Annotated in this window: 30 protein-coding genes and 1 tRNA gene; 6 read left to right on the top strand and 25 right to left on the bottom strand. The window is 57.8% G+C overall.

The genetic code is table 11. The annotated features are described in order from the left end of the window. From CFBP4996_RS19795 to CFBP4996_RS19765, 7 genes are all read right to left on the bottom strand, one after another. Positions 1-327, bottom strand: a complete 327-nt coding sequence (locus CFBP4996_RS19795) for a cell wall anchor protein (protein WP_080854096.1) — start codon at positions 325-327, stop codon at positions 1-3. Between the two features lie 21 nt (positions 328-348). After that, a complete protein-coding gene (locus tag CFBP4996_RS19790) occupies positions 349-1077 on the bottom strand; it encodes a peptidoglycan recognition protein family protein (RefSeq protein ID WP_080854097.1) in 729 nt (242 codons plus the stop codon). A gap of 131 nt (positions 1078-1208) precedes the next feature. Next, on the bottom strand, positions 1209-1655 hold the full coding sequence (locus tag CFBP4996_RS19785; protein ID WP_205529285.1) for a hypothetical protein: 447 nt from the start codon (positions 1653-1655) through the stop codon (positions 1209-1211). Continuing rightward, positions 1655-2620, bottom strand: coding sequence for a hypothetical protein (locus tag CFBP4996_RS19780; protein ID WP_080854098.1), 966 nt, complete (start codon positions 2618-2620; stop codon positions 1655-1657). The genes CFBP4996_RS19785 and CFBP4996_RS19780 overlap by 1 nt, the downstream gene beginning before the upstream one ends. Further along, a complete protein-coding gene (locus tag CFBP4996_RS19775) occupies positions 2617-2961 on the bottom strand; it encodes a hypothetical protein (protein ID WP_080854099.1) in 345 nt (114 codons plus the stop codon). Before CFBP4996_RS19775 ends, CFBP4996_RS19780 begins: the two co-directional genes overlap by 4 nt. A gap of 1 nt (position 2962) precedes the next feature. Next, positions 2963-3916 carry a phage tail protein gene (locus CFBP4996_RS19770; protein ID WP_080854100.1) on the bottom strand — a complete coding sequence of 318 codons (954 nt, stop codon included), beginning with the start codon at positions 3914-3916 and terminating at the stop codon, positions 2963-2965. A 9-nt stretch (positions 3917-3925) separates the two neighbouring features. Then, positions 3926-4192 (bottom strand): spike base protein, RCAP_Rcc01079 family, encoded by a 267-nt coding sequence (locus CFBP4996_RS19765; RefSeq protein ID WP_080854851.1) that lies wholly within the window; start codon positions 4190-4192, stop codon positions 3926-3928. A gap of 173 nt (positions 4193-4365) precedes the next feature. Between CFBP4996_RS19765 and CFBP4996_RS19760 the strand changes: the two genes are divergently transcribed. From CFBP4996_RS19760 to CFBP4996_RS19750, 3 genes are all read left to right on the top strand, one after another. After that, positions 4366-4650, top strand: a complete 285-nt coding sequence (locus CFBP4996_RS19760; RefSeq protein ID WP_205529286.1) for a hypothetical protein — start codon at positions 4366-4368, stop codon at positions 4648-4650. A gap of 22 nt (positions 4651-4672) precedes the next feature. Then, the gene (locus CFBP4996_RS19755) at positions 4673-4987 is read left to right on the top strand and encodes a hypothetical protein (protein WP_080854101.1); all 315 of its coding nucleotides are present in this window, start codon (positions 4673-4675) and stop codon (positions 4985-4987) included. A 150-nt stretch (positions 4988-5137) separates the two neighbouring features. Beyond that, positions 5138-5377: a hypothetical protein gene (locus CFBP4996_RS19750; RefSeq protein ID WP_080854102.1), complete on the top strand. Its 240-nt coding sequence runs from the start codon at positions 5138-5140 to the stop codon at positions 5375-5377. On the opposite strand, the gene CFBP4996_RS19745 is transcribed toward CFBP4996_RS19750, so the two are convergent. The 14 genes from CFBP4996_RS19745 to CFBP4996_RS19680 all read right to left on the bottom strand — a co-directional run bounded on the left by CFBP4996_RS19745 (position 5357) and on the right by CFBP4996_RS19680 (position 19046). Continuing rightward, positions 5357-7471, bottom strand: a complete 2115-nt coding sequence (locus tag CFBP4996_RS19745) for a hypothetical protein (protein WP_205529287.1) — start codon at positions 7469-7471, stop codon at positions 5357-5359. The genes CFBP4996_RS19750 and CFBP4996_RS19745 overlap by 21 nt on opposite strands. After that, positions 7468-9366, bottom strand: coding sequence for a hypothetical protein (locus CFBP4996_RS19740; protein WP_080854103.1), 1899 nt, complete (start codon positions 9364-9366; stop codon positions 7468-7470). Before CFBP4996_RS19740 ends, CFBP4996_RS19745 begins: the two co-directional genes overlap by 4 nt. Beyond that, positions 9366-10043: a hypothetical protein gene (locus CFBP4996_RS19735; RefSeq protein ID WP_080854104.1), complete on the bottom strand. Its 678-nt coding sequence runs from the start codon at positions 10041-10043 to the stop codon at positions 9366-9368. The genes CFBP4996_RS19740 and CFBP4996_RS19735 overlap by 1 nt, the downstream gene beginning before the upstream one ends. Next, positions 10043-10201 carry a hypothetical protein gene (locus CFBP4996_RS19730; protein WP_162936057.1) on the bottom strand — a complete coding sequence of 53 codons (159 nt, stop codon included), beginning with the start codon at positions 10199-10201 and terminating at the stop codon, positions 10043-10045. The genes CFBP4996_RS19735 and CFBP4996_RS19730 overlap by 1 nt, the downstream gene beginning before the upstream one ends. After that, entirely contained in the window at positions 10201-11628 is a 1428-nt protein-coding gene (locus tag CFBP4996_RS19725) for a packaged DNA stabilization protein (protein ID WP_080854105.1), read from the bottom strand. The genes CFBP4996_RS19730 and CFBP4996_RS19725 overlap by 1 nt, the downstream gene beginning before the upstream one ends. Continuing rightward, on the bottom strand, positions 11628-11966 hold the full coding sequence (locus tag CFBP4996_RS19720) for a hypothetical protein (RefSeq protein ID WP_080854106.1): 339 nt from the start codon (positions 11964-11966) through the stop codon (positions 11628-11630). The genes CFBP4996_RS19725 and CFBP4996_RS19720 overlap by 1 nt, the downstream gene beginning before the upstream one ends. After that, positions 11950-12213 carry a hypothetical protein gene (locus tag CFBP4996_RS19715; RefSeq protein ID WP_080854107.1) on the bottom strand — a complete coding sequence of 88 codons (264 nt, stop codon included), beginning with the start codon at positions 12211-12213 and terminating at the stop codon, positions 11950-11952. The genes CFBP4996_RS19720 and CFBP4996_RS19715 overlap by 17 nt, the downstream gene beginning before the upstream one ends. An 18-nt stretch (positions 12214-12231) precedes the next feature. Continuing rightward, on the bottom strand, positions 12232-12549 hold the full coding sequence (locus CFBP4996_RS19710; RefSeq protein ID WP_080854108.1) for a hypothetical protein: 318 nt from the start codon (positions 12547-12549) through the stop codon (positions 12232-12234). After that, positions 12546-12986, bottom strand: a complete 441-nt coding sequence (locus CFBP4996_RS19705; RefSeq protein ID WP_080854109.1) for a hypothetical protein — start codon at positions 12984-12986, stop codon at positions 12546-12548. The genes CFBP4996_RS19710 and CFBP4996_RS19705 overlap by 4 nt, the downstream gene beginning before the upstream one ends. A 19-nt stretch (positions 12987-13005) precedes the next feature. Continuing rightward, complete coding sequence (locus tag CFBP4996_RS19700; RefSeq protein ID WP_080854110.1) at positions 13006-14127, bottom strand: phage capsid family protein; 1122 nt, start codon at positions 14125-14127, stop codon at positions 13006-13008. A 26-nt stretch (positions 14128-14153) separates the two neighbouring features. Continuing rightward, the gene (locus CFBP4996_RS19695) at positions 14154-14996 is read right to left on the bottom strand and encodes a hypothetical protein (protein WP_080854111.1); all 843 of its coding nucleotides are present in this window, start codon (positions 14994-14996) and stop codon (positions 14154-14156) included. An 87-nt stretch (positions 14997-15083) separates the two neighbouring features. Then, the gene (locus tag CFBP4996_RS19690; protein ID WP_080854112.1) at positions 15084-17045 is read right to left on the bottom strand and encodes a portal protein; all 1962 of its coding nucleotides are present in this window, start codon (positions 17043-17045) and stop codon (positions 15084-15086) included. Further along, positions 17045-18589: a phage terminase large subunit gene (gene terL, locus CFBP4996_RS19685; protein WP_121490324.1), complete on the bottom strand. Its 1545-nt coding sequence runs from the start codon at positions 18587-18589 to the stop codon at positions 17045-17047. Before terL ends, CFBP4996_RS19690 begins: the two co-directional genes overlap by 1 nt. After that, positions 18540-19046 (bottom strand): terminase small subunit-like protein, encoded by a 507-nt coding sequence (locus tag CFBP4996_RS19680; RefSeq protein ID WP_137396273.1) that lies wholly within the window; start codon positions 19044-19046, stop codon positions 18540-18542. The genes terL and CFBP4996_RS19680 overlap by 50 nt, the downstream gene beginning before the upstream one ends. A gap of 183 nt (positions 19047-19229) precedes the next feature. Here CFBP4996_RS19680 and CFBP4996_RS19675 point away from each other — a divergent pair, with 183 nt between their 5' ends. Both CFBP4996_RS19675 and CFBP4996_RS19670 read left to right on the top strand, forming a co-directional pair. Next, the gene (locus CFBP4996_RS19675; protein WP_080854113.1) at positions 19230-19946 is read left to right on the top strand and encodes a hypothetical protein; all 717 of its coding nucleotides are present in this window, start codon (positions 19230-19232) and stop codon (positions 19944-19946) included. A gap of 230 nt (positions 19947-20176) precedes the next feature. Then, positions 20177-20578 (top strand): DUF8243 domain-containing protein, encoded by a 402-nt coding sequence (locus CFBP4996_RS19670; protein ID WP_137396272.1) that lies wholly within the window; start codon positions 20177-20179, stop codon positions 20576-20578. A 162-nt stretch (positions 20579-20740) separates the two neighbouring features. Here the strand turns inward: CFBP4996_RS19670 and CFBP4996_RS19665 are convergent. Continuing rightward, a tRNA-Met gene (locus tag CFBP4996_RS19665) sits at positions 20741-20818 on the bottom strand. Between the two features lie 90 nt (positions 20819-20908). Here CFBP4996_RS19665 and CFBP4996_RS19660 point away from each other — a divergent pair. After that, complete coding sequence (locus CFBP4996_RS19660) at positions 20909-21235, top strand: cupin domain-containing protein (protein WP_080854114.1); 327 nt, start codon at positions 20909-20911, stop codon at positions 21233-21235. A gap of 153 nt (positions 21236-21388) precedes the next feature. Here the strand turns inward: CFBP4996_RS19660 and CFBP4996_RS19655 are convergent, their stop codons facing one another. The 3 genes from CFBP4996_RS19655 to CFBP4996_RS19645 are packed head-to-tail and all read right to left on the bottom strand — an operon-like array spanning position 21389 to position 22883. Next, positions 21389-22003, bottom strand: coding sequence for a hypothetical protein (locus tag CFBP4996_RS19655; protein ID WP_080854115.1), 615 nt, complete (start codon positions 22001-22003; stop codon positions 21389-21391). After that, complete coding sequence (locus tag CFBP4996_RS19650; protein WP_080854116.1) at positions 22000-22425, bottom strand: hypothetical protein; 426 nt, start codon at positions 22423-22425, stop codon at positions 22000-22002. The genes CFBP4996_RS19655 and CFBP4996_RS19650 overlap by 4 nt, the downstream gene beginning before the upstream one ends. Continuing rightward, entirely contained in the window at positions 22422-22883 is a 462-nt protein-coding gene (locus CFBP4996_RS19645; RefSeq protein ID WP_080854117.1) for a hypothetical protein, read from the bottom strand. The genes CFBP4996_RS19650 and CFBP4996_RS19645 overlap by 4 nt, the downstream gene beginning before the upstream one ends. Between the last annotated feature and the right edge of the window lie 12 nt (positions 22884-22895).

Raw genomic sequence — 22895 nt, 5'->3', positions numbered from 1 at the left:
TCAGCCCTCCACCTTCTGCGCTTCACGGACAGCGAGGGTGATAGCAGCATAGGCTTCAGCCGCCTTGACGAGTGCCGTTGCGGCAGTGACAGAGGAAGGATCTCGGCAAACGACGTCCAGAGCCGCCCACGCAGCGCTTTCCTTGGCGATGGTGGACTGTTTGATGTTGCCGGTGCTGGCGACGATCAGAAATGCGCTGTGCGCCGTTGCGGCGGCAGAGCAAATCTGCGGGAGATTCTTTTGGATCGCCGTATCGATGGAGCCGGTGGACTGGCAAGCGGACAGGCCAAAGGCTGCCGCCGCCACGATGAGCAGAGACTTGAACATGATCGTTCCTTTGATGGAGGGTTATCGCGCCAGCGTCGAAAGCTGGTCGTTATGGACGTAGAAGGAGGGGCATGCTTTTGCAGCGTACTGATTGTGTCCGCTGATCGTCTTGATTGGGAATTTCTCTCCCAACTGCTTGGTGAGCCAGAGCATTGAGGCGCGCTGCTCGGGCGTGCGGGTGTCTTTGGGTTTGCTGTTATCGGCAGTCACGCCGCCGATATAGCAACAACCGACCGTCCCGGTGTTGTGGCCTTCACAGTGAGCGCCGATTTGGCCGATTGGCCGCCCTGCCATGATCCGGCCGTCGCGATAGACGACATAGTGATATCCGATATCGGACCATCCGCGCTGCTTGTGCCAGGAACGGATATCTTCGACGGTGAAGTCCTGCCCTTCCCGCGTTGCCGAGCAATGCCAGATCATCTCCCTGATCGGGCGCGCAGTGTTGAGGAGCTTCAGGCTGGCCGCGTTCGGCGGCGCTTTTGCCTCATCCTTCCGCGAAGACCCGATGGGAGCCGGCTTCTGAATTGCCGATTTATCCGGCTCTGGCTTCTTCGATTTCGGCGCGGTTTCCGCCTGCTTCATCGCAGCGAGGGTTTGTGTCCCTGCTATGCCGTCGACAACAAGGCCAAAATCTCGCTGAAAGGCTTCGATAGCAGCAATGGTCCTTTGACCTTTCACGTTATCGACTGGCCCCGGTTGATAGCCGAGCGAAATCAAGCGCTGCTGTACCTCGCGTACAGTCGCCATGTTGATCTCCTGATTGTGGGTGATTTCTTGGGTTGCCGTAGGTCGGCGTCATCCCTATGAAAAATCGTCGCGCGCTCTACGACCTGACGCGCGATAAAGACCCGGCGCTGCTGAGAAGGCGCCGGGTCATTTCAGATGGGCCAGTTGATCGGCTCTATCTCCGCCAGAAACTCGGTGACGGAAGGCTGTTCACGTTCGCCGGACTGCACCTTTGCAAGCTCTGCATACGCATAGGTCCAAACGCCATCCCGCCAAGCGACGAAAGCCTGAGCCTCTGCGGCCCATACCGGATTTGTCGACGCGGTGTAGGAGGCGAGCGTCACACCATCACGAAACAGCTTGGTCTTCGCCGTACCGTCGACAATCGCTTGAATGGCGTCTTCGTAGTCCGCCATGGTCGGCGGATCACTTGGAGGCTCTTCAGCGGCCGGCGCGTCTACAATCGCAAACCCACCGCTGACCGAAACTGCCTTGCCATCGATGATTGCGCCAAGCGCTTCCTCATACTGCGCATCGGTAATCTGAATCGCGCCGTCTCGGGCATCGGTGCAAATGCCACCTTCGAATGCATAGGGCATCACAAGATCCTCATGTAATAGTTGACGCCGCGCGCGCGTGGTCGAGCTTCGTCACCGCCGCTGGACTGGATTGTGATCCCGACGCCAGAGTTAGCGGCCGCGCCGCGAGATGTTGGGGTCTCATTCGCGGCAGGGTTCGCCACGTTGAACGCCGCGCCAGTTCCAGTGTTGCCAACGACAATGTTTAGGTTGTGGCTATGCGTCGGATCAGTATAGGTGTGCACGTGAGAAGCGTTCTGGCTGTTTTCCTGCACCGCTATGTTGCCGGGGCGCAGATACTCACGGCTGGTGTTCAGAAGTGTTACCGCGCCGCCATTTAACGGTGATCCAGCCAAGGAAATGGTAGCAGTTGCATTGATGTTGGGGGCGGAACCCGTGACACTTTCCCCTGTCAGCAGGCCCTGATTGTAGCCTCCTGCCCCAGTCTGGCCAGCGCTCAGGACAATGTATTTGTAAGCCAGATTTCGAGGTGGTGCGCTCCATCCGGAAATACCCATATTGGCAGGAATGGGAACGCCGATAGGATAAAGCGCCCACGGATCGGCCAGAATTCCGTTAATGGCCGCGGTCAATTGCGCCGGAGTAACCCGTGTTGCCAGGTCATTGAGAGTGGCCTGTAGCCCCGTGATAGTCGCCACGGCTTGTTCGCCGGTATGATTGGACCGGTCGAAAGCGTCTTCAAGAATTCCCTGTGGGTCATAAACCGACTGGAGCATGAGGCCCGTCGTGTCGACCACGGCCTGAAAAGTGTCCGTGAAGCTCATGATCGAATAGGAATCAAGATCGGAGTTCCATGCGAGAAAGAACACCTTGTCGCTGTCCACAACCGATGGGACACGGACAAGCCCCGACACATCGACAGAAACAACGAGGTCGGCCGTCCCTTCGGTTCGGGCGATTTTAATGCCGGCACCGCTGGAAATCTTTGCCGGGAAGCGTGGCAAAACGCGAAGTCTGAGAGTCATTGTCTTACCACCCCATCAACGACCGGGACCGAGCCGATAAGCTCTTGTTCAGTGATCGCGTCACGGCTGACCGTGATGCCGATTTCATAAGTCCCGGCGCACAGCTGGGACATTTCCTGTTTGGTGAAATGCCACTGAATGACGCCGAATCCGACGAATTCAATGTGACCGTCTTCTGTCGTCGCAATGAGGCAACGGCGGCGGTCGCGGTCCCTGACTTCTAGGCGCATCGTCACGCCGGAAAGGTCAGTGATGAGTTGCTCGTTATCGTCATCCACCAGTTCGATTGTCTCGATCCAGTCGGCACGGTTTGAAACGGGCTGCAGGTGAGCGTCGTACATATCAGAGCCTTATGTAGATCGTGACAGCCATTGAGGGCTGAAGGTTGTTGTGGGCCGCGCCGCCGCCCGTCGCATCCGTCGTCAAGGTGTGGGTGTGAAGGCCCGCGCCATCCGTGAACTTGTCGAACTGGTTGGGGCCGGTATCGCCCGCACTGATCGCATTCGGGCCACCATCATTGTTGTTGTTCGTCGGGATGAGATGCTGGTGGTAGCCATCGGCGCTCGTTGAGCCGGTATGCGTGTGCGACGGCATTTCAGCGATGGTCAGAACGTGGCGGTCAACACCACCCGCCCAGCCTAGCGCGGCAGCGTACACAAGCACATTCGCAGCAACGTTACCCATAATGTCGAGGCCTACGAGCGTTCGACCGCGCATGTCGGGGAGCGTCAACTGCTTGTTCGCACTCCAGTCAGCAAGGGCCGTGGCGCCACGACCGCCGACGACAGCAAGATTGGGATCTGCGTTCCACAGGAACTCGAAAAGCGCCTGCGTGTCGCTGTTGGCTCGCTCTGTGGCGCCGGACGTGGCGGAACCGATTGTGCGGCCGTTGCATCGCGTCCAACCGGGAACGAAGCCTTCGCCGTACCGATGTTTCAGGTCACCCGTCTTTGAAACTGCGTCAGGGTCAACAGGGGTCGTGCTGCCTCCACCGCCACCTCCTGCCGGGCCAACGATAGGAATGCCGTCGGCATCAACGATCAATACACCCTGCGACGTGGTGATGCGAACCCGGAAGAACTCATCGGCCTCATCGAAATAGACCGGTGGCCAGAAGCCGTTTCCGTACGTCATCAACGGGTTGGGATGGGCATTGATGCTGCCAAGATCGAACGACTTGTAGACCGTGATCGGCGTTGTCGTGCCGCCTTTGTAGAAATAGGCGCGCGCGCCAATAAAGGGCCGCCCGTTCGGGTCGTGGATTTGCGTGTTGGACTGGTACCAGAAGCCGGCCATGTCAGACCCTCACCACACAGCCACAATGCCGGTTGCCGTCGTTCCAGTCGCCTTGATCTGCTTTACGGCCAAGGGATAGAGAACGCCTGCCACCATGGCCACAGTCACTTCCTGGCTGTTGCCGGACATAATGACGACGACGTTACCATCGGCTCCAACGCAGACAGCGCGTGGCACCGTCGCCAGTTCGTTTGCGTCACTTGGAACCACCGCCACCGCGTAACGGGCCGGGCCAACCTGCGTGATATCCTTCAGATACGGATCTGATGCTGCCATTGAGGCCTCCATAAGAAAAAGGCGGCCCAAAATGACCGCCTCATACATTCGAATTCCTGTTTTTGGTCCGCAAAACTTCGAAATCCTTGACGGTCATCAATTCGCCAAGACTATCGACTCGACTCCAAATACAACTTGTGCATTAATTCTACCCACAACTGGGGGTATCCATTATGAAGACTTTGTTGATCGCGCTGGCGCTGACCTGCGCAACCGTTTCTGCGTCGTTCGCTCAGAACGTGAACGGCTATTTCAAGAGCAACGGTACCTATGTCGCTCCGCACTACCGGAGCAGTCCTAATGGGACCGTGACCGATAATTATTCCTTCCAAGGCAATTCAAATCCTTACACAGGCAGCTCAGGCTCGAACCGTTATCGCAGCGATACGACCTCGCCGTACTTCAACGGAACGCCGTCATCGAACGGCCGGTATGGTCATTCGAGCAGCCGCTGGTAACAGCGTCTTCAGGAGATAAGAAATGTCTACGTATTGTGTTGCGTTTCGCATCGCGGCCAAGACCGTTAACGGAAAGACTTATGACGATAGACGCCAGTCGGTCATTGATGCTGTATATACCAAGGGAGCTGGTTACTGGGAGGAAATGACATCGTTCTTCCTGGTGAGCTCTCCCCTCTCGACATCCGCCTTCATCAAAGCGGCGTCTGCCGGCCTAAGCAAAGCCGATGATTTGCTCCTGATTTTCGACCCTTCAGACATGTCGATGGGATATTTCGGAAACTTTTCACATCCCGATGTCTTGAAATCTTTCTTCGTCACTGCGCAGAAGGCTTAGTGCATGGAGCGCAAGGTCGGCGCGGGAAAAACTGCCCTTGCACATCAATCGGAACGTTGAACAAACGTGCGATGAAGAGAACAGTGTTCATGCGGAAACGCTTGATTTTCGACATCTTCATTTCTCCTTCAAATTGTGTAGATTACGGGCATGCAGATCGAGCACGACCACAACGAGCCGAAGATTGACCGGACACCGGGTCCATGGCGCTGGGTGTTTCCCGTGCTCGTCGTTATGGTCGTTATTAATGCCATCACCGGAACAATCAGTTGGCCGTCTTTTCTTGGCGGTGTGGGTGTTGGTGGTGTTTTGGCTGCTTGGGCGATTGAGGTAACCGGGAACAAGGTTCCCGATTCCTGGCGTCGTCGGTCACTTGACCGGGACGTTTAACTCCATCGGCGCGCGCTTCGTGCTGCCGCCGGGAAGACGACCGGTCGCACTTGTCGTCAACGTGTTCAGAATGGCCGTGGCCATCCCTCTCTTTGTCGCATCATCCATCTTCGTGCTGGCCGCTACCGTCAAAAGACGACGAGCGTGCTCTGGATCGGTCGTCATGAGTGAGCGGCCAACCTTTTCGATGACACGAGGCGGCAGACCTTTGCCTTCATTCAAGGCTCTGGTAACGGCGCCGATAGCCGCCGCCTTCCACCCGCCGCTGAACAGGTTCGTCAGCACGGCAGGGTCGAAGTTAGCGATATCGTCCATGTCCGCGAGATTGTCGGCAGTCCTTGACCCGCCCGTTGCCTGATTGAGCGTTTCAAACATGCGCTGTTCACGACCGATACGGCGGCCCAACTGGTCAGCCTGATCAGGCGATGCGATGGCCTGAAACTCTTCCCGGTTCTTCGGTGTATTGAGCGCACGGGCCTTGTTTGTCGTTGGGCTGCCGGCGGCACTTTCAACACGGGCTATGAGGGGATCGGCATAACCGGCCCTGAATGCGGCCTGTTCGTCCGGCGTCATCTGCGAAAACCGCTCAATGGTATCTGCTGCGCGCTGGCGGCCGGATGTTGCAGCGCTTCCTTCCGTGACAGCATCAATCACGCTGCTGCGTGTGCGAAACGTATCGTTTGCCATCCGGAAGGCCGGGGAGGAATCCTCAAGCGCTTTATCCACGAGGCGTTTCACCTGGTTGAGAGCAAACGCCCTGTTGCCAGCGCCTTGAGCGTCCGAGCGGGCAATCATGTCGTCAAGATCAAGCTTTGCCCTGAACAAGGTATTGAAGTCTGTCACCTGGCTGTTGCCGTCGGAAAGCATGGAGCGAACGCGAGTAAGTGCACCCTCAATGCTGTCATTTGCGATCCGGTCACGTGGGCTGACGATCTGGTTGACGCCGGGTCGAATGGTCTCATCGATATGTTCTAGGATCGGCGTGACATTAACCGCGCCCGCTTCCCGTCGCGCAGTGGTGTAGAGGGCGTTGGCCTCTGCATCACGAGCGGCAGTAAGAGAGGCGGCGCGCTGGGCGGCGGTGTCGGTCGCGTCGAAACCTTCAGCAATCGCATTGGCAAGTCGATCACCCTGACCAGCCTGACGCGTAAGAAGCTGTCCTACGACCTCCTGACGGGCATCGTTGGGCGTTCTGGCAACGGCGGAGAGCATGCGCTGCCCGCTGTGACCGAGGGCGTCAACTAGGGCGTATTCGCCCTGACCGTCATCGGCCGCCAAACGCATGATGCTTTCAATCTCTTCCGGCGACTTGCCCGAGCGCTGCAATGCAGTGCCAACAGCGCGATTTGCGGCGGCGTCAGGTCGCAGACGCGACGTGATCGGAGACGCGATTGAACGAAGGAACGATCCGCCACCGGCTATAGCATAGGGAGCGGCGGCGCCAACACCAGCACCGGTTAACGAACCAACTCCAAGTTTTGACAATCGGTTCAGAAAACCTTCTTCGCCACTGCCAAAACCCTGTGCGCCGCCAAGAACTGCACCTTCACCGGCACCGGCCGCGGCTACGCGGCCCAGACTCGCGCCGCGCTCAACAGCGTTGGCAGTTGCCGACAATCCCCCCTTGGCCAGCCCGACACCGCCCGTGACGCCGCCGCCGATCTGCCCGGCGAGGCGATATCCGAAGCGATCCTTGCTGTCGGACGCAACCGTTGCGCGTTGCGCGTCAAGATTGGCGTTATACCGGTCGGTGAAACTGCCACCTTCCTTTCCGGTACCGAATACGGGATTGAACAGCGCGTCTCCAGCGGCAGCGGCTTCATCGGCAAGGCCAAAGGACAGCGTGTCGGCAGCACCGCGGACGAAGCTGTCAACCTTGCCCATAAAGCTGTCGCGAGGATCAGCTGGCTTTTCAACAGTTGCCTTGACCGTCGGCTGGGCAGCTTGCGCCGGCTGGTCTTGGCCAACCGAGGGATTTGATGTGCCAAGGGTCTTGGCAATCTCTTCCACTGTCGCGCTCTGCTGTTCCGGCGACAGGCTTTTGAAGCTGTCATCGACCGTGACGCGCCGGCCGCCGATGTTGAGAACCGTCATTCCTCAATGCTCCATTTCACGCCCGAAGACGTTTGATTGCCGGCGGGTGCCGTCGAGCCGTTTGCCTTGGACCGTGCATTGGCAATGCCGCGCGTCACGATGCCGCGCAGTTCGGCAAGCGCGGCCTGATAGTCTTCGAGGCTCTGGGCGGTGTTGAGCCGCGCCATCGCTTCGGTAGCCTTCTGGCCTTCGATTTCAGTGATTGCCCCACCGCCTTTGAGGGCGTTGAACGCCTGCAGGAACGTCTGGCCGTTGATTTGATCCATCTTCGACTGAACACGGGCGGCATCAGATGTCAGATTCGGCGTGCGGGAGTTGATCGGGCCAAGCATGTTCGGCAGGTATGTGTCGTTGGCCAAACTGTCGATGGTCGCCAGCATCTGATCAGACGCCGACTGGATGGCAGGAAGAGCGGCCTTCGCTTCAGATCGAGCCTTTCCGTCAGCGGTCTGTTCAGCGGCACCGGCCACGTCCTTTTCCCGCGTGTCTATCACCTGGCCCGTTCGGCTGTTACGAGTGACCACCGTTGTACCAAGGTCGTTGCTCGAAATGCCGGGAGTGAGCTTTATGCCGGCCGGGACTTCAACCTGGCGCACGCCGCCACCCTTGAGCGGTTGGAAGGCGACGGTATTGCCGTCAGCGTCCTGACCGTAGACCAGATTAAGGCCGGCTTCACTTCCGCCCAAACCTTCTGCTTTCGGATCCTTCGGGAATCGTCCGACCGCCTCGATGGCGCCGCTCTGCTGGTTGGCGCGCGCCAGCGTTCCATCAGGAAGCGTGACGAACTGCCACGGCTCCGTCGCCTTCTGCCCTTCGACGTTGGCCGCCCAGAGCTTCAGGCCCACATCGCGAAGATTGCGGTCGCGGAGCATGTACTGGATCAGGCCAGGATCGACGCTGCCACGCTGCACGGGAGTGACGCCTTGAGCGATCATGCCGTTGCGAGGCGCCGCAGTCGCCGTCTGGGCTGGGGGCTGCTGTTGAGGCTGTGGAGCTGTTGCCGAGGCCATGGTGTAAGGCGCAGCGTCAGCGCGCGGCTCCACCCTCACCATGGGGTCAATGTAGCCGGAAGCAGGGGCAGCCGCCTCGATGGCCTGAGGCGCTGTTACGACAGGCGACGGCGTTGTCGACATCCCCGCAGACGGATCAAGGCTGGCAACCTCTGTCGGGGCTGAACCCTGAAACGTCGGAAGATATCCCATAGCGTAACCGAGACGGCGGGCAGACTCGCCCCCTGGTCGATCATATCCAGCGAATGCCCACGAGTTATTCATAAGCTGCTGCGCCTCTTCGACACTCTTTGCGCCGTTCAGCTTCTGGATCAACTGCGGGTCCTCCTGAAGGAAAAACCGTGCCTGACCTTCCGGCGACAAATCACCGGTCGATGCAAGTGCCTGATATCGAGGGCCACGCCACGACATGATACCACCCGCACGGCCAGGCTTCCCGCTTTCGCTTGGATCATCCCACGTCCGGTTTGCATTGGCCGCAGACCACCCACTTTCCGCACGGCCAGTCGCTGCGATTGCTGCCAGTGCATAAGGATTCTGCACGCCGCCAGCCCGGATGGTGTTCATGAATGGCGTGAACGTGTCACCAGTCGCCGGAGCGGTCGCTGTGACCTTGGGAGACGCGGCCGCAATCTCACCAGCGGCGCCGGGGAGAGGCATAGACGTGTTGCCGGCGACCTTGCCCATCAAACCAGACAGGAAGCCGCCAGCGGGCTGCTGTGCGGGCGTCGTGCCCTGAATGCGATCAGCGAGGCCATTAAACGACCTGTCAGCGCGAACATTCTTGATTGCACCACCGATGCTGTCGGCTATGCCGCTCAGCCACGAGTTATCAGGCTGGGGAATGCTGACGCCAGGGACGAGAAGGCTTGCGATCTGAGCCATTAGAAAAGACCTCCCGTAGCGAGTTTAAGACCACCACTCACAAGGCCCTTGAGGAAGCCGCCCTTGGCGGAGTTCTGCGCTTCCTTGCCCTGAGCCCACTGATTGTTGACGCCCATAAGGCCCTGCGTGACAGAACTTTCCAGCCCGAGACGATCACCGGCAGTGCTCTGGTAAAGATCAGACAGCGCGCCATAGCCAGACGCTTGCCCGCCGGCAGCGCTGAGCCCCTGAGAAGACATACCGGACAGCCGATCAAGCCAGCCGCCGTATTCCTGATTGGCAAGCCCTTGGCCGTAACTGGTGAGCGCCGTCAGCGTATTGCCGCTGTTGAGCATACCGGCCGCGCTGGCACCACGCAGAGCCGCTTGCGTACCCTGATCAAGGGCGAACTGATAGCCAGGACCGGTCTGGAATGCGCCGGTAGCAGCCGCGTTGCCGTCCGCACCGTTCAGCCCCAAGGCATTGCCGTACATCGTGTTAGCGGCACTGCCGCTATCCACCCACGGCTGATATGCGTCAATGGCAGAGTTTAGCGCGCCCTCGCTCTTGCCTTCACCGGTATTGATGATGGTATTGCCCGTCGTCTGGAGGTCTTTAATCAGTCCCTTGTTCTGATTGGCCGCATTCATCGTGGCTTTGCCGGTGCTGCTTCCGGTCAATGCGCTCAAAAACCCCATTACAAACCTCCTGCGGTTGCCCGCTCTTCGACTTCACGCAGATGGCGGTCGAGTTCTTTCAGGTAGAGATACCAGTCCTTGTTCATCCGCCCGCCTGTGTCGACAAGCGGCTGGGAAGGTGGCGGAAGCGGAACAAGCGGTTTCAATGTGGATGCCATCAGCGCGACCTCGCTTCACCGTCCATGGCGCCACCAAGTATCCCGACATAAACAGGATCGGACACTTCGAACTTCCACAGGCGGCCATAGCGGGAGGCCATGCCAGTGCGGTTCACGGTCACCTGCGTGATATGTTCAGCCTGGCGTCCGAGAGAGCGCTGCAAAGGCTTTCCGAACGAGTTTCCGCCGTCGTCTGACCACGCGATTTTGCAAATCGGGTCCGTGTCGATTGGCTCGTCACCTTTCACAAGGCCTTGACCAACGATTACATCGAAATCAGCGCGCGGTACGGCCACACGGTTCGGGAAATCACTGGCCGGCAAAGATATGGCAGTCATCACCAGATGATCATCACCCTCGCGCTGATAATCAGGATCGAGGAACCAGACATTGCCGGTTTTCCGGTCGCCAATCACCCATTTTCCGAAGGCCTGCGTCGAGCAAACACCGCGCCACCTGTTCGCCAGGTAGCTCTCGCGCTCATGCCAAAAGCCGGTAGCAACCTCGTATGTCCATGAGAAATCCGGCCCGGTCACTGTGGCCCAGAAATGGCCGCTGGCAATGCCAACGGTCACATCGATCTTCGACTTGTCGGCAACCTTTTCAATCAGCCGGTCGAGATCGGGCGTTGAAATACGGGTGTGCTGATACCCACCGTCAATCCGGTAGACCGCATTATCGTCACCGACGAAGATCAGCGCTGGAAAGCCGTATTCGTTTCCTGCAATGGCAAACGTGCCCGCAATGCCACGAGAGATGACCGAGGCGCGCGAGAACGGCGAGCCGGTGGCGTTCCCCGCATTCTGCCACACCTCAATCGAGGAAGGTCCGCAGAGGTAAAGAAGCTCACCGAATGCCACGGCGCGATAAATGCCTCCGGGGTGGCTTTCAGCCTTGCCGAAATCAAGCGCGCTCACCGTCTTGTCGTTGATGGCCGAGACGAAGAACCGGCCATCACGGATGGCCCAGATGAAATAGCCATCCAGAAAGTCGATAGAGAGCGCCTGTGGCAAGTCACCGTCATTGAGACTGACAGGTGCGCCCGTGCTGCTGACGATGAATGTGTCATCCTCTGTCGTCACCAGAATATCAGGGATTGGCGCCTTGTTGTTCCGAGCGAATGTCACCCGGCCGGAGCTTGGCAGGCTCCCGAGATCGGCAAAAACGTAATTCGTGCCGTCAAAGGTGACCTTCATCAGCCTTTCAGCAAGCGCCACGTAGAGCGTTCCGTTGTGGAAGTGGAAACCACGGCAGCCAACGTGCAAATTCGTGTTGGCGGCCTTCCTGAGGCCCGGAGCGCGACGACGAACGAACTGCTTGCGCGCGCCATTGTCCAGCGCTTCTGCATAGCAGTTGATCAGTCGCCCCGATCCCTCACCCGGCCGCGCACCCGGAGCCGTCGAGGTGGGGAAAACGATATCGACCATCAGAAATACTCGCTCGACGTGACATCTTCAGGCACCAGTGTTGCCGCGGTTATCTGACGGAGCGCCAGTTCCGCCTCCGCTCGTGACGCTGGATTTCGTGCTACCCCAAATCTGGGCGAACAGGCGTCGGCAATGATGGTGGCAAGAGGATCAACCACTTCATCATCGAACCGGTCTTTTTCTGTCGTCAGAATGCCTTTGCGGCTGAGCGCCGTCAGCTGGCCGTCGATATACTTGTCAACGATTTCGATATCTTCGGGTGCCGGAGCCTGCCCAGCGCCGCCATCGGCCTGATGAAGCTCAAGGACGGCAACAATCAGTTCATGCCTTGTCTTCATCGATCTTCACCACCGTGAGTTCGCGCCTTACCGAATGCTCGCCCTGCGGCTTGTCGACAAAGCTGTCTGTGAATTCGAAACGGTGACCTTCTGGCAACCGTGGCATCTGCTGGCGCTGCCAGGCGTTGAGTGCTGGTTTTGTCATCTCGATACCCAGGCTTTCGCTGATGCCCGTCCCACGCACCGTTATTGCGGCGTGGATCACATCACCGGGATTGAGGACGGCGATTTCCTGTTCTTCGGCCATCGCCGTCTCTCCTGTCGTCTAAGCGGCCACGTATTCGGCCTTGTCCTCGTCGGACATGCGGTTGAAGGCTTCAGCATCGGTCTTGCTCAGGCCGTCCTTGACCACTTCGCCACCCTTCTTGATGACATAGCGACCGCCACCATTGTGAACGGCCTTCAGTTCGTCAGCGTCTTCGGACTTCTCGGCTTTCGATGAAACCTCGAAGAACGGATTGCCGCTGAACCTGCCGATATCGGCGTCCTTTACCTCGACAGACTTGCCGTCCTTGAAGGAGTAGCCGAAGGCCTTCACTTCGTCGGCGCCACTGTCGCCGGCAACGTATTTTACCTTGCTCATGCGCCCTGGCTCCTGTTGCTGTAGTGCGCCCAGTTCCGCGGATTGATGAACTCAACGATGAATTCAACAACGCCGGTCGTGGCCGCCGTGCCGGTCTGGGTGAACTTGGCAAAGAACGTGGTGTCATTCGCCAGTTCAACGCCGAGTTCTGCACCGGAGCCAGCCTTGAAACCGGTGGCCGTTGCGGCGGCGTTTGCAGAAGTCACCAGTCCGTCATCATCGGCGGCAGAGCCAAGAACAAGTACGTTCGTGGTGCCGGCGTTGAAGGCCGTTTCGATGCGGGCGTAGGCGCGCAGCGGGATGCATCCCTTTTCCAGCGTGACGACGGGAACGCCCGTTGCCATGTTCTTCTGGTCGAAGGTTACACGCCGGCGCCATGCGCCGACGCCAACGTCTTCAGGATGCTTGATCGGGTTTGTCCAAATCGGATTAGCCATTGCTCTGATCCTTTCCTGATCAATCGCCGGTCGCGGCGAAGTAGCCGGTGACGAGACCGCGCTGCTTGCCAACCACGTTCGTGAGGGTGCCGTCGTTAAGCTCGACGGTGCGGCCGGCGTCACCGATGGTGTAACCGAGCTTCTTCATGCCCCATTTGCCGAACATGCCGAGGCCGGTAACCTGGCCGTAATCGTCCTTCTGCTCACGGCTGTTGTATCGGGACTTGATGCCCCAACCGAGTGCTTCCTGACCGAGCATGAGCGCAGGAGCGAGGTTTGCGCCGGAGTTGCCGACACCGGCAAGGATCGGCATGTCGTCAACTTCGTGAACGAAAACACCATCCCATTCACGGTCACCGCCGAGGAACATGCCTTCGGAACGACGGGCAACCGACTGCTGGCGCTCGCTCTCGTTCATGGAGGCGACGAAATCGCGCATCATGAGAGAGTTGACGAAGCAGATGAAGAAGCGGCGGTTTTCGCTCTCGCTGATGCTGGTCGGCGTGATGCGCGGACGAGCAGCCAGGGCAACACGCTTCATCAGCGACACCGATTCCTTGGTGAACTTGCCGGTGGATGCCGACACGTTTGCCAGAGAGGCGGCATGGTTCGCGGTGACGTAGTTGGACGGCGAATTGCCGTACAGCACGCGGTCCTTGTTGTTGGTGTGCCAGGTGTTCTTGTCGGCAGCCGAAGCTTCCGAGTAAGCAACATCGAGGTTCTGGCCAACATCCTGCAGGCGGTCGATAACTTCGAACTTGATGTCCTCGTCAGCCCAGGTTTTCAGAGCGCCTTTCGACGCCTTGCGCAGATCAATCGCCGCAAGGTCAACATCCAGCTCATGGAGCGAAATGCCCTTCTTGCGAAGGTCCCAGTTCACCTTGTCGCCGTATTCGCCAAGCTTGTCTTCATGGCCACGTAGCGGCTGTTTACCCTTGATCGCACCCCTCTGCAGGTTGGTGATGAACTCGAAGGTGATGCCGTTGCCCTGCTTGGAAGCAAAGTCTTCCTTCATCACGATCGGATTGGTGGTGCCGGTCCCGGCGTAAGCCGCGAACGGGTTTGTCTGATAGAATTCTACACTGAACTGATCGTCCCAGATTGTCGGGATCAGACCTTCAGTAGCGCGGGTTTCCGCCATTGCAGTCTACCTTCTGATTTGAAGCTTCAGCGCTTCATGATGTCGGTGAGCGAGCGAGGGCCGCCATACTCCGGGCCGCCTCTCGGTCCACCCGAAGGCGCACCCGAAAAGTCGGTCGGAAGTGGCGCGGCCTGTGCCGCCGGTTGATGGGTCTGTTGGGGCTGTGCCTGCGGCTGCTGCTGACCGCCCTGCATTGCGGCAAGACGTTTCTGAAACCATGCTTCGGGATCGTCTCCGACTTCGGCAAATGCCATCTGTCGCTTGTGCCAGTTCATCAGCACCTCGAAAGGATGCTGCGAATTGATCATTTCAGCGATTACCCTCTGGCCGTCCGGCGTGGCTGCTACCTGCTCGATTGCTGCCTTTGCTGCGTCCACCTTCTCCCGGCCATGCGACTGCACGGCCATGCTTTCAGAGACGAATTCCTTCATATCCAGAATTGCCGTCTGAACCGGTGTAAGCTGCTCCTGCATGTAACCGTCAGGATTGTCGAACAACGTCGGTTTCGGCTGCGGTTGTGCCAGCTGCTGAGGCTGGGAAAGACTGACGATCCGGTCTTCCAGTTCCTTCAGCTTCTTTTCATAGCGCTCTTCGGTTTCCTTGCGCTTGCCGCGCTCGGCGTCGAGTGCCTGAATAGGAACCTGTCCCGGCTGCTGGGTCGCGGCGTTCTCAGCCTGACCGGGTGCCGGTGTCTGTTCCTTTCCAGCGAAACGGCCTTGACCGTCTCTCTGCTGCCCCTGTTCCGTCGTCTGGCCCGAGGGCGGAGCGGCGGTCGTTGCAGCATTTGCAGCGTTGGTTTCGGTCTGGGTATCCGAAGACGCAGAAACGCCCCGGCCCGACATGATGTCGTCCAGCGATTGTTCAGTCACAGTCTTTTCCTCGTTCGTGGGGAGTACGATTGCCCGTAAAACCCGGCACCGGTTCGTTGCCCGTTCAGGTCGGCACCACCATGCAGATTAACGGCTTGCGACCGGCTGCCCGTTTACCCCGGCACCGGGTAGGATCGACCATGGAACAGGGCCAAGCCCTGCCAGGGTCGTTTCAAGGCGGGTCTGATCAGTCTCCGCCATGATCTTTTGCGTGCTGGCCTCCGTGTTTCGGATTTCAGCGCCTGCTTTTGCGAAATCGATCTCAGATGCCCCAGCGCCACCGTCAGATGGCGCCATGGTTTGGCGGGCGTCTGCCATCGCTTTTTCCGCTTGCGCGTTTCTCAGCTTGGCTGTGGCCTGCTGTGTTGCCACTTCGGCTTGAGCCCCGGCAATTGCCATCGGGTTTGGTGGCTGTTGCTCGGCATCGCCAATCGCCTTGAGCAATTCGCCCTTGGATCGAAGGTTCGGAGCCGCTGCGATAACCGCTTTGAACGGAATTTCACCCTTGGTGTCCATCCGCTTCAAGTCAACGATCAGGCTGAACTGCTCATCCATCAGCGCGCCGACGGCCGGCGCATCGTCAAGGATGATATCGATGTCCACTTCAGTAAGCTTGCCCTCCATCATCGACACATTAGCACCTTCCGGCACAGCACCAGGAGGCATGGACATCGGGTTGGTATTCAGCCCCACCCACCGAAGATTGCGCATGTCGTCGGTAACACGAATCCAGCGCTCACCAGTCCAGAACTGGCGAATGCGGTTCCACATCTTGCGGTATGCATCCATGTCCATCTGGCGCAGTGCATCGGTGAGCAAGCCCATCTGGGTCTGCCCGCCCTGCTGCTGCGCGATGATGGCGCGGCCCGACTGTTGGCCAGCCTGCTTGCCCTGCATCGCAGCGTTCGGGCCCATAACCTCGAAGACCGCCATGGCCTGTTCAAGCAACTGCATGTGGCCTTGCGACTGGTCGTTTGTCGGGATGATACCGAAATCTTCGCCGAACTTGGCCGGTCCGGTCAGTGTGATGTGTCCGTCAGCTTTCTGAAGCTGCTTTTTGTTTTCCTTGACGTTCGAATTGTAGGCGTCGTTGCCGAACGTCTGTCGCGACGTATCAAGGTGCAGCTTCTTCGACCGGCGCTTGTTGATCTCGTCCTGTGGATCGACCAGATCGCGGATCGGACCATACCGGCCATTGTCACGGTCGGTGTAGGACGAACGCCAAGCATATGGATGCTCGCGCTCTCCGTCTTCGTCCAGCCATGGCGACGGTCCATCACGAAGAATGCCACCCTTGGTGAACTCGGCATAACTCCACTGGCCATCCTGCCCGATAAAGTACATCTGGATGACGCGGATACGCTTGCGGCGCGCGCTGTGCACCCATGAGAACTTCGGCTTGTCGTCGTATGTCTCTCCCGTCGTGGCGATGGTTACGGTTTCATCGAAGACAGCCGCCGCGCCTCCACCGTACCGCCTCACGGCCTCTTCCCGGTCCATCCAGATGATCAGCCCAAGATAGGTTGCATCCGAGAAGTCGTCTTCACAGCTATGCGGATCCCAGAACATTCGATCCCATGCGCAGCGCGTCAGTTTCACGTCATAATCGGGTTCTGTCATTGTCGTGGACGACAGCAGCGACGACCGCTTTAAGCGAACCGTGATCTCTACACCGCCCCAGCCAGCCTTGAGCATGTCACCCCAGACCAAGGACTTGATGTCCGAATAACCCTGATCGTCGCACACGTAGCGCAGCGAGTCCGTCACAGCCTGCGAATCCTGCTCATGCATAGGCGTGCGCGGCAATGCCCGCGGCTGGGTGCGCTGCTGCCGCTCCAGACCCTGAAGATAGTCGATCTTGTTGCGGATCAGGTTGAACGACACCACCGGCTGGCCACGCTTGCGCAGGATTTCAGCTTCGCGCTCGGTCCATTGACGATTGTTGTAATAGTCGAGGTACTTTTCCGCGCCCTTCCTCGACTTGTCAGACCCGTCTTCGGCGTCGGTGAACATGTCGATGAGCCATCCGTGAAACTGAATGTCTTCCATCAGGCTACTTTCCAATCTGGGGAATCGTCATCGTCTTCCGGCTCTTCGAACCAGTCGCGCACACGGTTTTCTTTTTCGGGCTCAGGTTCCGGTTTGGAATACATCCGATCAAGCAGCTGGCCGATAAGACCGAGCATATCCACCTGGTCGTCGTTCTTGCCCGACGGGAACGTCAGCAATTCAGAGGCAAACTTCTCATACCAGGGTGCGTCAATCGGAACATAAAGGCCATCCAGTGCCATTCTGCCGCGTATCGATTGCGCTCGGATCGCCTTATCACCCCGTGTAGGGAACATCTCCCTAGCGACATACGCCTGCCTTTTCCGCATTCTCTGCGTTAGGAACGGCCCGACGCCCGACTTGATCTGTCCCGTTTCCTCGGCCCATCCGATCGGCCGCCACTCAAGAACCATGTCGCAGAACGATTCCACCCAATGATCGGATGAGGCCTGCTTGCGCCAGATATCTAGCAGCCACATGCGGCCCTGAGGATCGAGGCCAACAACCCCATGAACCGTGTAGTCGCCGGCGTCGGCAGTCACCGCATAGTCGGAACCGCCGTAAATCGTCAGCGTCTCTTTCTTCGGCAAATCCTTCATCTGGCAAGGCTTGAGCCATTCCGCCTTGAATAACCCGCCTTCCCTTGGCGCCGGACGCTGCTGAAACTGGCCAGCGACGGCGTAGGAGAGCATGATTTTCTTATCGCGCTCCACCACTTCACGCGGGAATCGTTCAGGGAACAGCAGCTCCCCTTCAGTTTTACGCGGGTCTGTAAACCCGATAGACGTGTAACAGCGCCGCTCCGGTTCGAACTCCATCGGAAGCATCAGATGGTCATACCCGAAATCATTTGCGAGGATCAGGCCAGACACGTCATTCTCATGCAGGCGCTGCATCACCACGATGATTGCAGAGCTATCCGGGTTATTGAGGCGTGTTGGCACCGATTCCCGAAACGTATCATTGACCGCCTCTCGCTGCGTATCAGAGTTCGCGTTGTCGACTGACAAGGGGTCATCGATCAGTACCCTGTCACCACGCGAACCAGTAAGGCCGGTGAAAGCCATCGCCTCGCGAAATCCAGTGGCGGTGTTTTCAAACTTCAGTTTGGCGTTCTGGTCAGCCATAAGCTGGACGTGCTCGCCCCAACGATCCTGATACCATTCCGACGCCACAAGACGCCGCATTTTCAGGTTGTCGCGAATGGCAAGCGGATGGCTATGCGATGTCCCGAGATACCGCATGTGCGGAAAACCCTTCGGCCCCCACTCCCATGCAGGCCACATCACTCCAACCGAAAGCGACTTCATTGTGCCTGGCGGAATATTGATCAGCAGGCGCGTGATATGGCCTGCTGTAACCGCCTCCAGATGGTCGCTGATGGCGTCCAGATGCCAACCGTGCTTGTAAGGTTGCCCAGGCTCAAGGACGTGCCACGCCGCCTTCGTGAACGACGACAGAGACGCCCCTGTCTGTTCAAGCTCGCGGTCGAGATTACGCCTCGCTTCCCTCTTCTGCCTTTCCGACCTCACTACCTCCAGCATCTGCAACGGCGGTAGCGGCAAGTCCAACGAGCGCTGATTCAAGTGCGGCCAACTGTTCATCACTCATCCCAGACACGTTAACTCTGACCGCCCCGCCATTCGGGCCGCTAACCTCATGGGTTTTGCGATCCCCGAACCGCTTCGGAGCAATCTTGCTCATCAGCCATTTGCGAGTATCGACACGAAGCCTCGCGCGGTTCACGTCGGCATCGTCATCGTCCGCGATTTCAAGCAAATCCTCGGCCAGAGCATCCATCTGGGCCTCTCTTGCGCGTGTGTATTGCGCAGAAAAACCGTTGCGATCCTCTGTTGCCCAAAGCCTCACCGTGCTTTCGGCTGGCATGTCTTCCGCTTCACAAATCTTGCGAAGGCTTGTTCCTGCCGCGATCTGGTTCAGTATCAGGGCGGCGAGTTCCGGCGTGTATGCCGTTGGACGCCCTCTCTCGCCATCTGCCATTCTGGTATCCCGTTAGGTTGATCCGGTTTGCCTTGCTTTGCGCCACGATCTGACATTTGTTGACAACCTAGGGGCGGCGGTCCTGCCCCCTTGTAACCGGCTTGCGAGTATGCATCCGTACCGGTGGCGCCTTTAGCGAGCGCTTGGGCAAACATTTCATGACGCGGATTGCGGAGAACTGGCATGTCGGGTGACAAACTTCCTAGTTATCCAAACAGTGACGATAGAAGCTTCGGTTACGAAGTCGCTCGCACCACTATCGACGCTGCTGCCTCGCTGGTCCCCGGCGGGGGTTATGCCGTTGGCAAACTGGTTGAGCGTTTTGTCGCCGCCCCGCTGCAGAAGCGACGCGACGAATGGTTTGAGAGAGTGGGCGCTGGTCTGCGGGACCTTGAAGAGCGGCTTCATGGCTTCGACCCCGCCTCACTTGAGGCAAACGAGGATTTCGTTTCTGCCGTCTTCGAAGCAACCCAAGCCGCCATGAAGACTTCACGTCATGAGAAGTTAGAAGCCCTCCGAAATGGGGTGCTGAACATCGCCGCGGGGCAAACTATCGATGAACTACTCAGGGGTTCCTTTTTCTCGTACATAGACCGCTTTAGCCCCGCTCACATCAGGGTGCTGAGTTTATTATCAGACCCAATCTCTTCTCCTGAAATGCGCGAATTTGCGCAGAATACTTACGCGGGGTCTCAGCTAAGCGGGTTGCAAAAAGCTATCCCTTCAACGGTAATAGATTATGCGGGGCTCAAACGGATACTGGCAGAGTTAGACCGAGAGGGCTTAGCGGATACGGGCAGCATGAACGCGATGGGGACTAGCGCAAGCTTACTCGCTAAGAGGTCAACAAACGACGGGGACGCTTTCCTAAGGTTCGTCTCTGACCCTTTCGAGAAATGACCGCACAAGGATTTTCCCCGCTCTTGCTCGGTGGTGGTCATGGGGCTGGCTCTGCGCGTTTAATAGTGTCGACAACCTCGTGCCAGAACTTCACAAGCTCATGACGCGCCATGTTCATACTTGCGAGGGGATCGACTCTTTCGATCAGGCATTGCAAAATTCCCCTCAAGCCTCGGCCTTGAGCGCTGGCTTCTGTAGCAACCCGGGATTAAACCAAAAGGAGCGTGGGTATGAACTACAACTCCGTCCAGTCTATGGAAGAGATTGAATTTAATAAGAAACGCGTTTCGGACCATGAACTAGAAGACTCAAATAAATTTGAGGTGACGAGCAGTGACGTAAAAGCAAGGATAGAGCGCTTGCTAGACGTCCTACCAGGAACCCTAGGAGATACCCCGTATTACTTTCAGTCAGGGGCCTGCCCAAATGGGCACAAGCTCTCAATGTACGACTTCGTGTTCACCGCACTTATAGATGCTGGACACCACAAATCGTTTATCCTCCACACGCTGGTTGGGACAAAGCGCGTCGTCAATGCGGCGCGTCTAGTTCGCTGCTCCGTTTGTGCAGAATGGAGCCCGAGCGGGCACGCTTACAACATGTCAAATTACGCTTGTTCGTCTGATCCTTGATACGAGGCAGCCAGCGCCGCCTCGCATTCCGTTTCCCTGTTGGGCGAATTATTTCAGGCCTTCCAGCAAGTCCGTCCGGTTGCTATCCGGCTGTCGGAATGGCGAGTTAGCTACCACTCGCTGCTGTACGTGCTTCCACCGTGTCTTTTGACAGGCCTGAACTGGTTGCGGTGGCAGGATTTGAACCTGCGGCCTCTTGGTTATGAGCCAAGCGAGCTACCGGGCTGCTCTACACCGACATATTCGTTTAGCAAGACGAACCGCCAATATTTCTGTTGCAATTAAAAAATACAATGTAAAATTGTCGAGCAACAACAACAGGGGGTTTTAATGAGCGATTTCACTTCGAAGCTAAAGTTTGACAACATTGTACCCGGATTGGATCTCGCCACCTACATCAGCGGCCCGGTGGAAGTTCAAGTTGTGAAGGTTAAGTCCGGTGCAGAAATACCATTGCATAAACATACGGATGATGTTGTTCACCTGATTTTGGAAGGCGAGATAACGTTTTCAGATGGCGGAACAGTAGGTCCTCTAGCCGACTACAGATGTGGTCGGTTTGAATATCAGGGTGTAGCTAAGTCAGACACCACAATGCTTATTATCCAGCCTGTCGGAACAACCTTTGAATTTATTGACAAGCCACTCGCGGATTGAGGAAGTTGCCCATGGCCTGCGCCGGTCATGGGCTCTTTACCCGCTATGAGTTACATCCGATCGCGCTTTCGATCTGCTCGATGGCGGTGAAACCGCGTCCGAATCGGAAAACATCCGTTTCAAAACTCCATGTGGACCCCGGCTCTTCATCCGCTATGCAGCGGGCATTTCTTCGGGTGATGTCCACGAACGCAAACCCGATCTTATTGATTTGCCCGTGTGTTTTGCCTCGTCATGGGCCACCTGTAAACCTGTCTCCAAGGACCAGATTGCTCCACTCTGGTGGATATTACTTTCAATTGTTTGTAATGACCGAACAATCCAGCGCTGAACCGTTCGTTTAACCCATGCCTTTTTTTGCGGGTTGCGGCGGTTCCGGTTGGTTAGATACCGGCTCCAATCCCATCCGCGGGCTTTTACCTCTGCGTAGGCAAGCAGCACTTGGCGGACGTCATCGTCCCAGATGAAGCGCCTGATCCAGTCAAACGCCTCTTCCATCCGCGAGATGCGTTCTCTTGAACACTTGGCGCGGCGTTCAGTTCGACGGCGCTCGGCTGCCACCATGTCTTTCTTCCATTGACCGCCTTCTGCGATGTCTTCCCGCTCTCTAGCAAAGTTTTCGGCCGGCGTGTGGATGTAATCCGGCATGGACGATCCGAAGGCCTTCGGGCCGACGCGCACCGGCAGGGCTATATCAGTTTCGAACGCTTCAATCAGTCGCTCAAGAATACCGTTCTGCGCTTCGGTTATGGATGCGTTTTTGCTCATGCGGCTTGTTCCTTCTGAAGAATGGCGCGCGCCAATTCGATACCGATAGCGACAGACTGTTTTGTGAGTGATCCACCGGCCCCCACAGAGAGGCGCAGAGCGGCTTTCTTGATCTCGGCAACATCGATGGTCGAAAACGCGCCAATCGCTGCCCTTGCCTCGCTCTGGGGGAAATGGACGGAAAGAAACCGCCATATCGACCAAAGATAGGTATCATCGAAGCAAACGGGGTTGCTCGCCTGGATGCATCGGACGGTTATCCCGGTCCTGTCGATGTCCTTCCGCAGCAGGCGCGCAACTTCCCGGCCGCCGTATACCACGTTGGCCGGTCGCGGGTCGCGCTTGAGATGATACGGCAGCACCTTGACGCCGTAGCCTTCAAGGAAGCGGTGCACGTTGATGCCGTTGGGTGATCGGTTCAATTCTCACCCATTGCCGCCTTCTCGGCCAAATACTGGGCGGGATCGATCTTGCGGACCTCAGATGCGGCGCCGAACGTGCCGAGCTTGTGATCTCGATACGCACGCTTTGCAGCCGGATCGAACTTCGCGGCGGCCACCGTGCGCACCCAGCCCACAGCCTTTGCAGCGTTGACCTTCATCTGGTGTTCCTGCTTCGGCGTCATCTTGCCGTGCTGGTGTTCGGCCAGGCGCTTTTCCCGACGGCGCTGCTTCTTCGATTTCTTCTCCGGCTTGCCCCAGAGCACCTTCTTGTTGCTGCGCCGCTTGTCCGGTCGGCTGGCGTCGTCGTTGTCAATCCGATCAAGGGCCTTCCACGCGGCAGCGTTTGTTTCGAACGGACCTTCCACGAGCTTGCCGGCGGTGTTGACGATTTCGAACTGCCCGTCGTCGTTGCGGGTAACGTTGAGGATCTGGCTCATCGCGCGACCTTC

Source organism: Agrobacterium leguminum, from assembly GCF_005144435.2.
In the GTDB taxonomy this organism is placed as follows: domain Bacteria; phylum Pseudomonadota; class Alphaproteobacteria; order Rhizobiales; family Rhizobiaceae; genus Agrobacterium; species Agrobacterium leguminum.
Note: the sequence above shows the minus strand (reverse complement) of the source record. Positions and strands in the feature narration are given on the sequence as shown.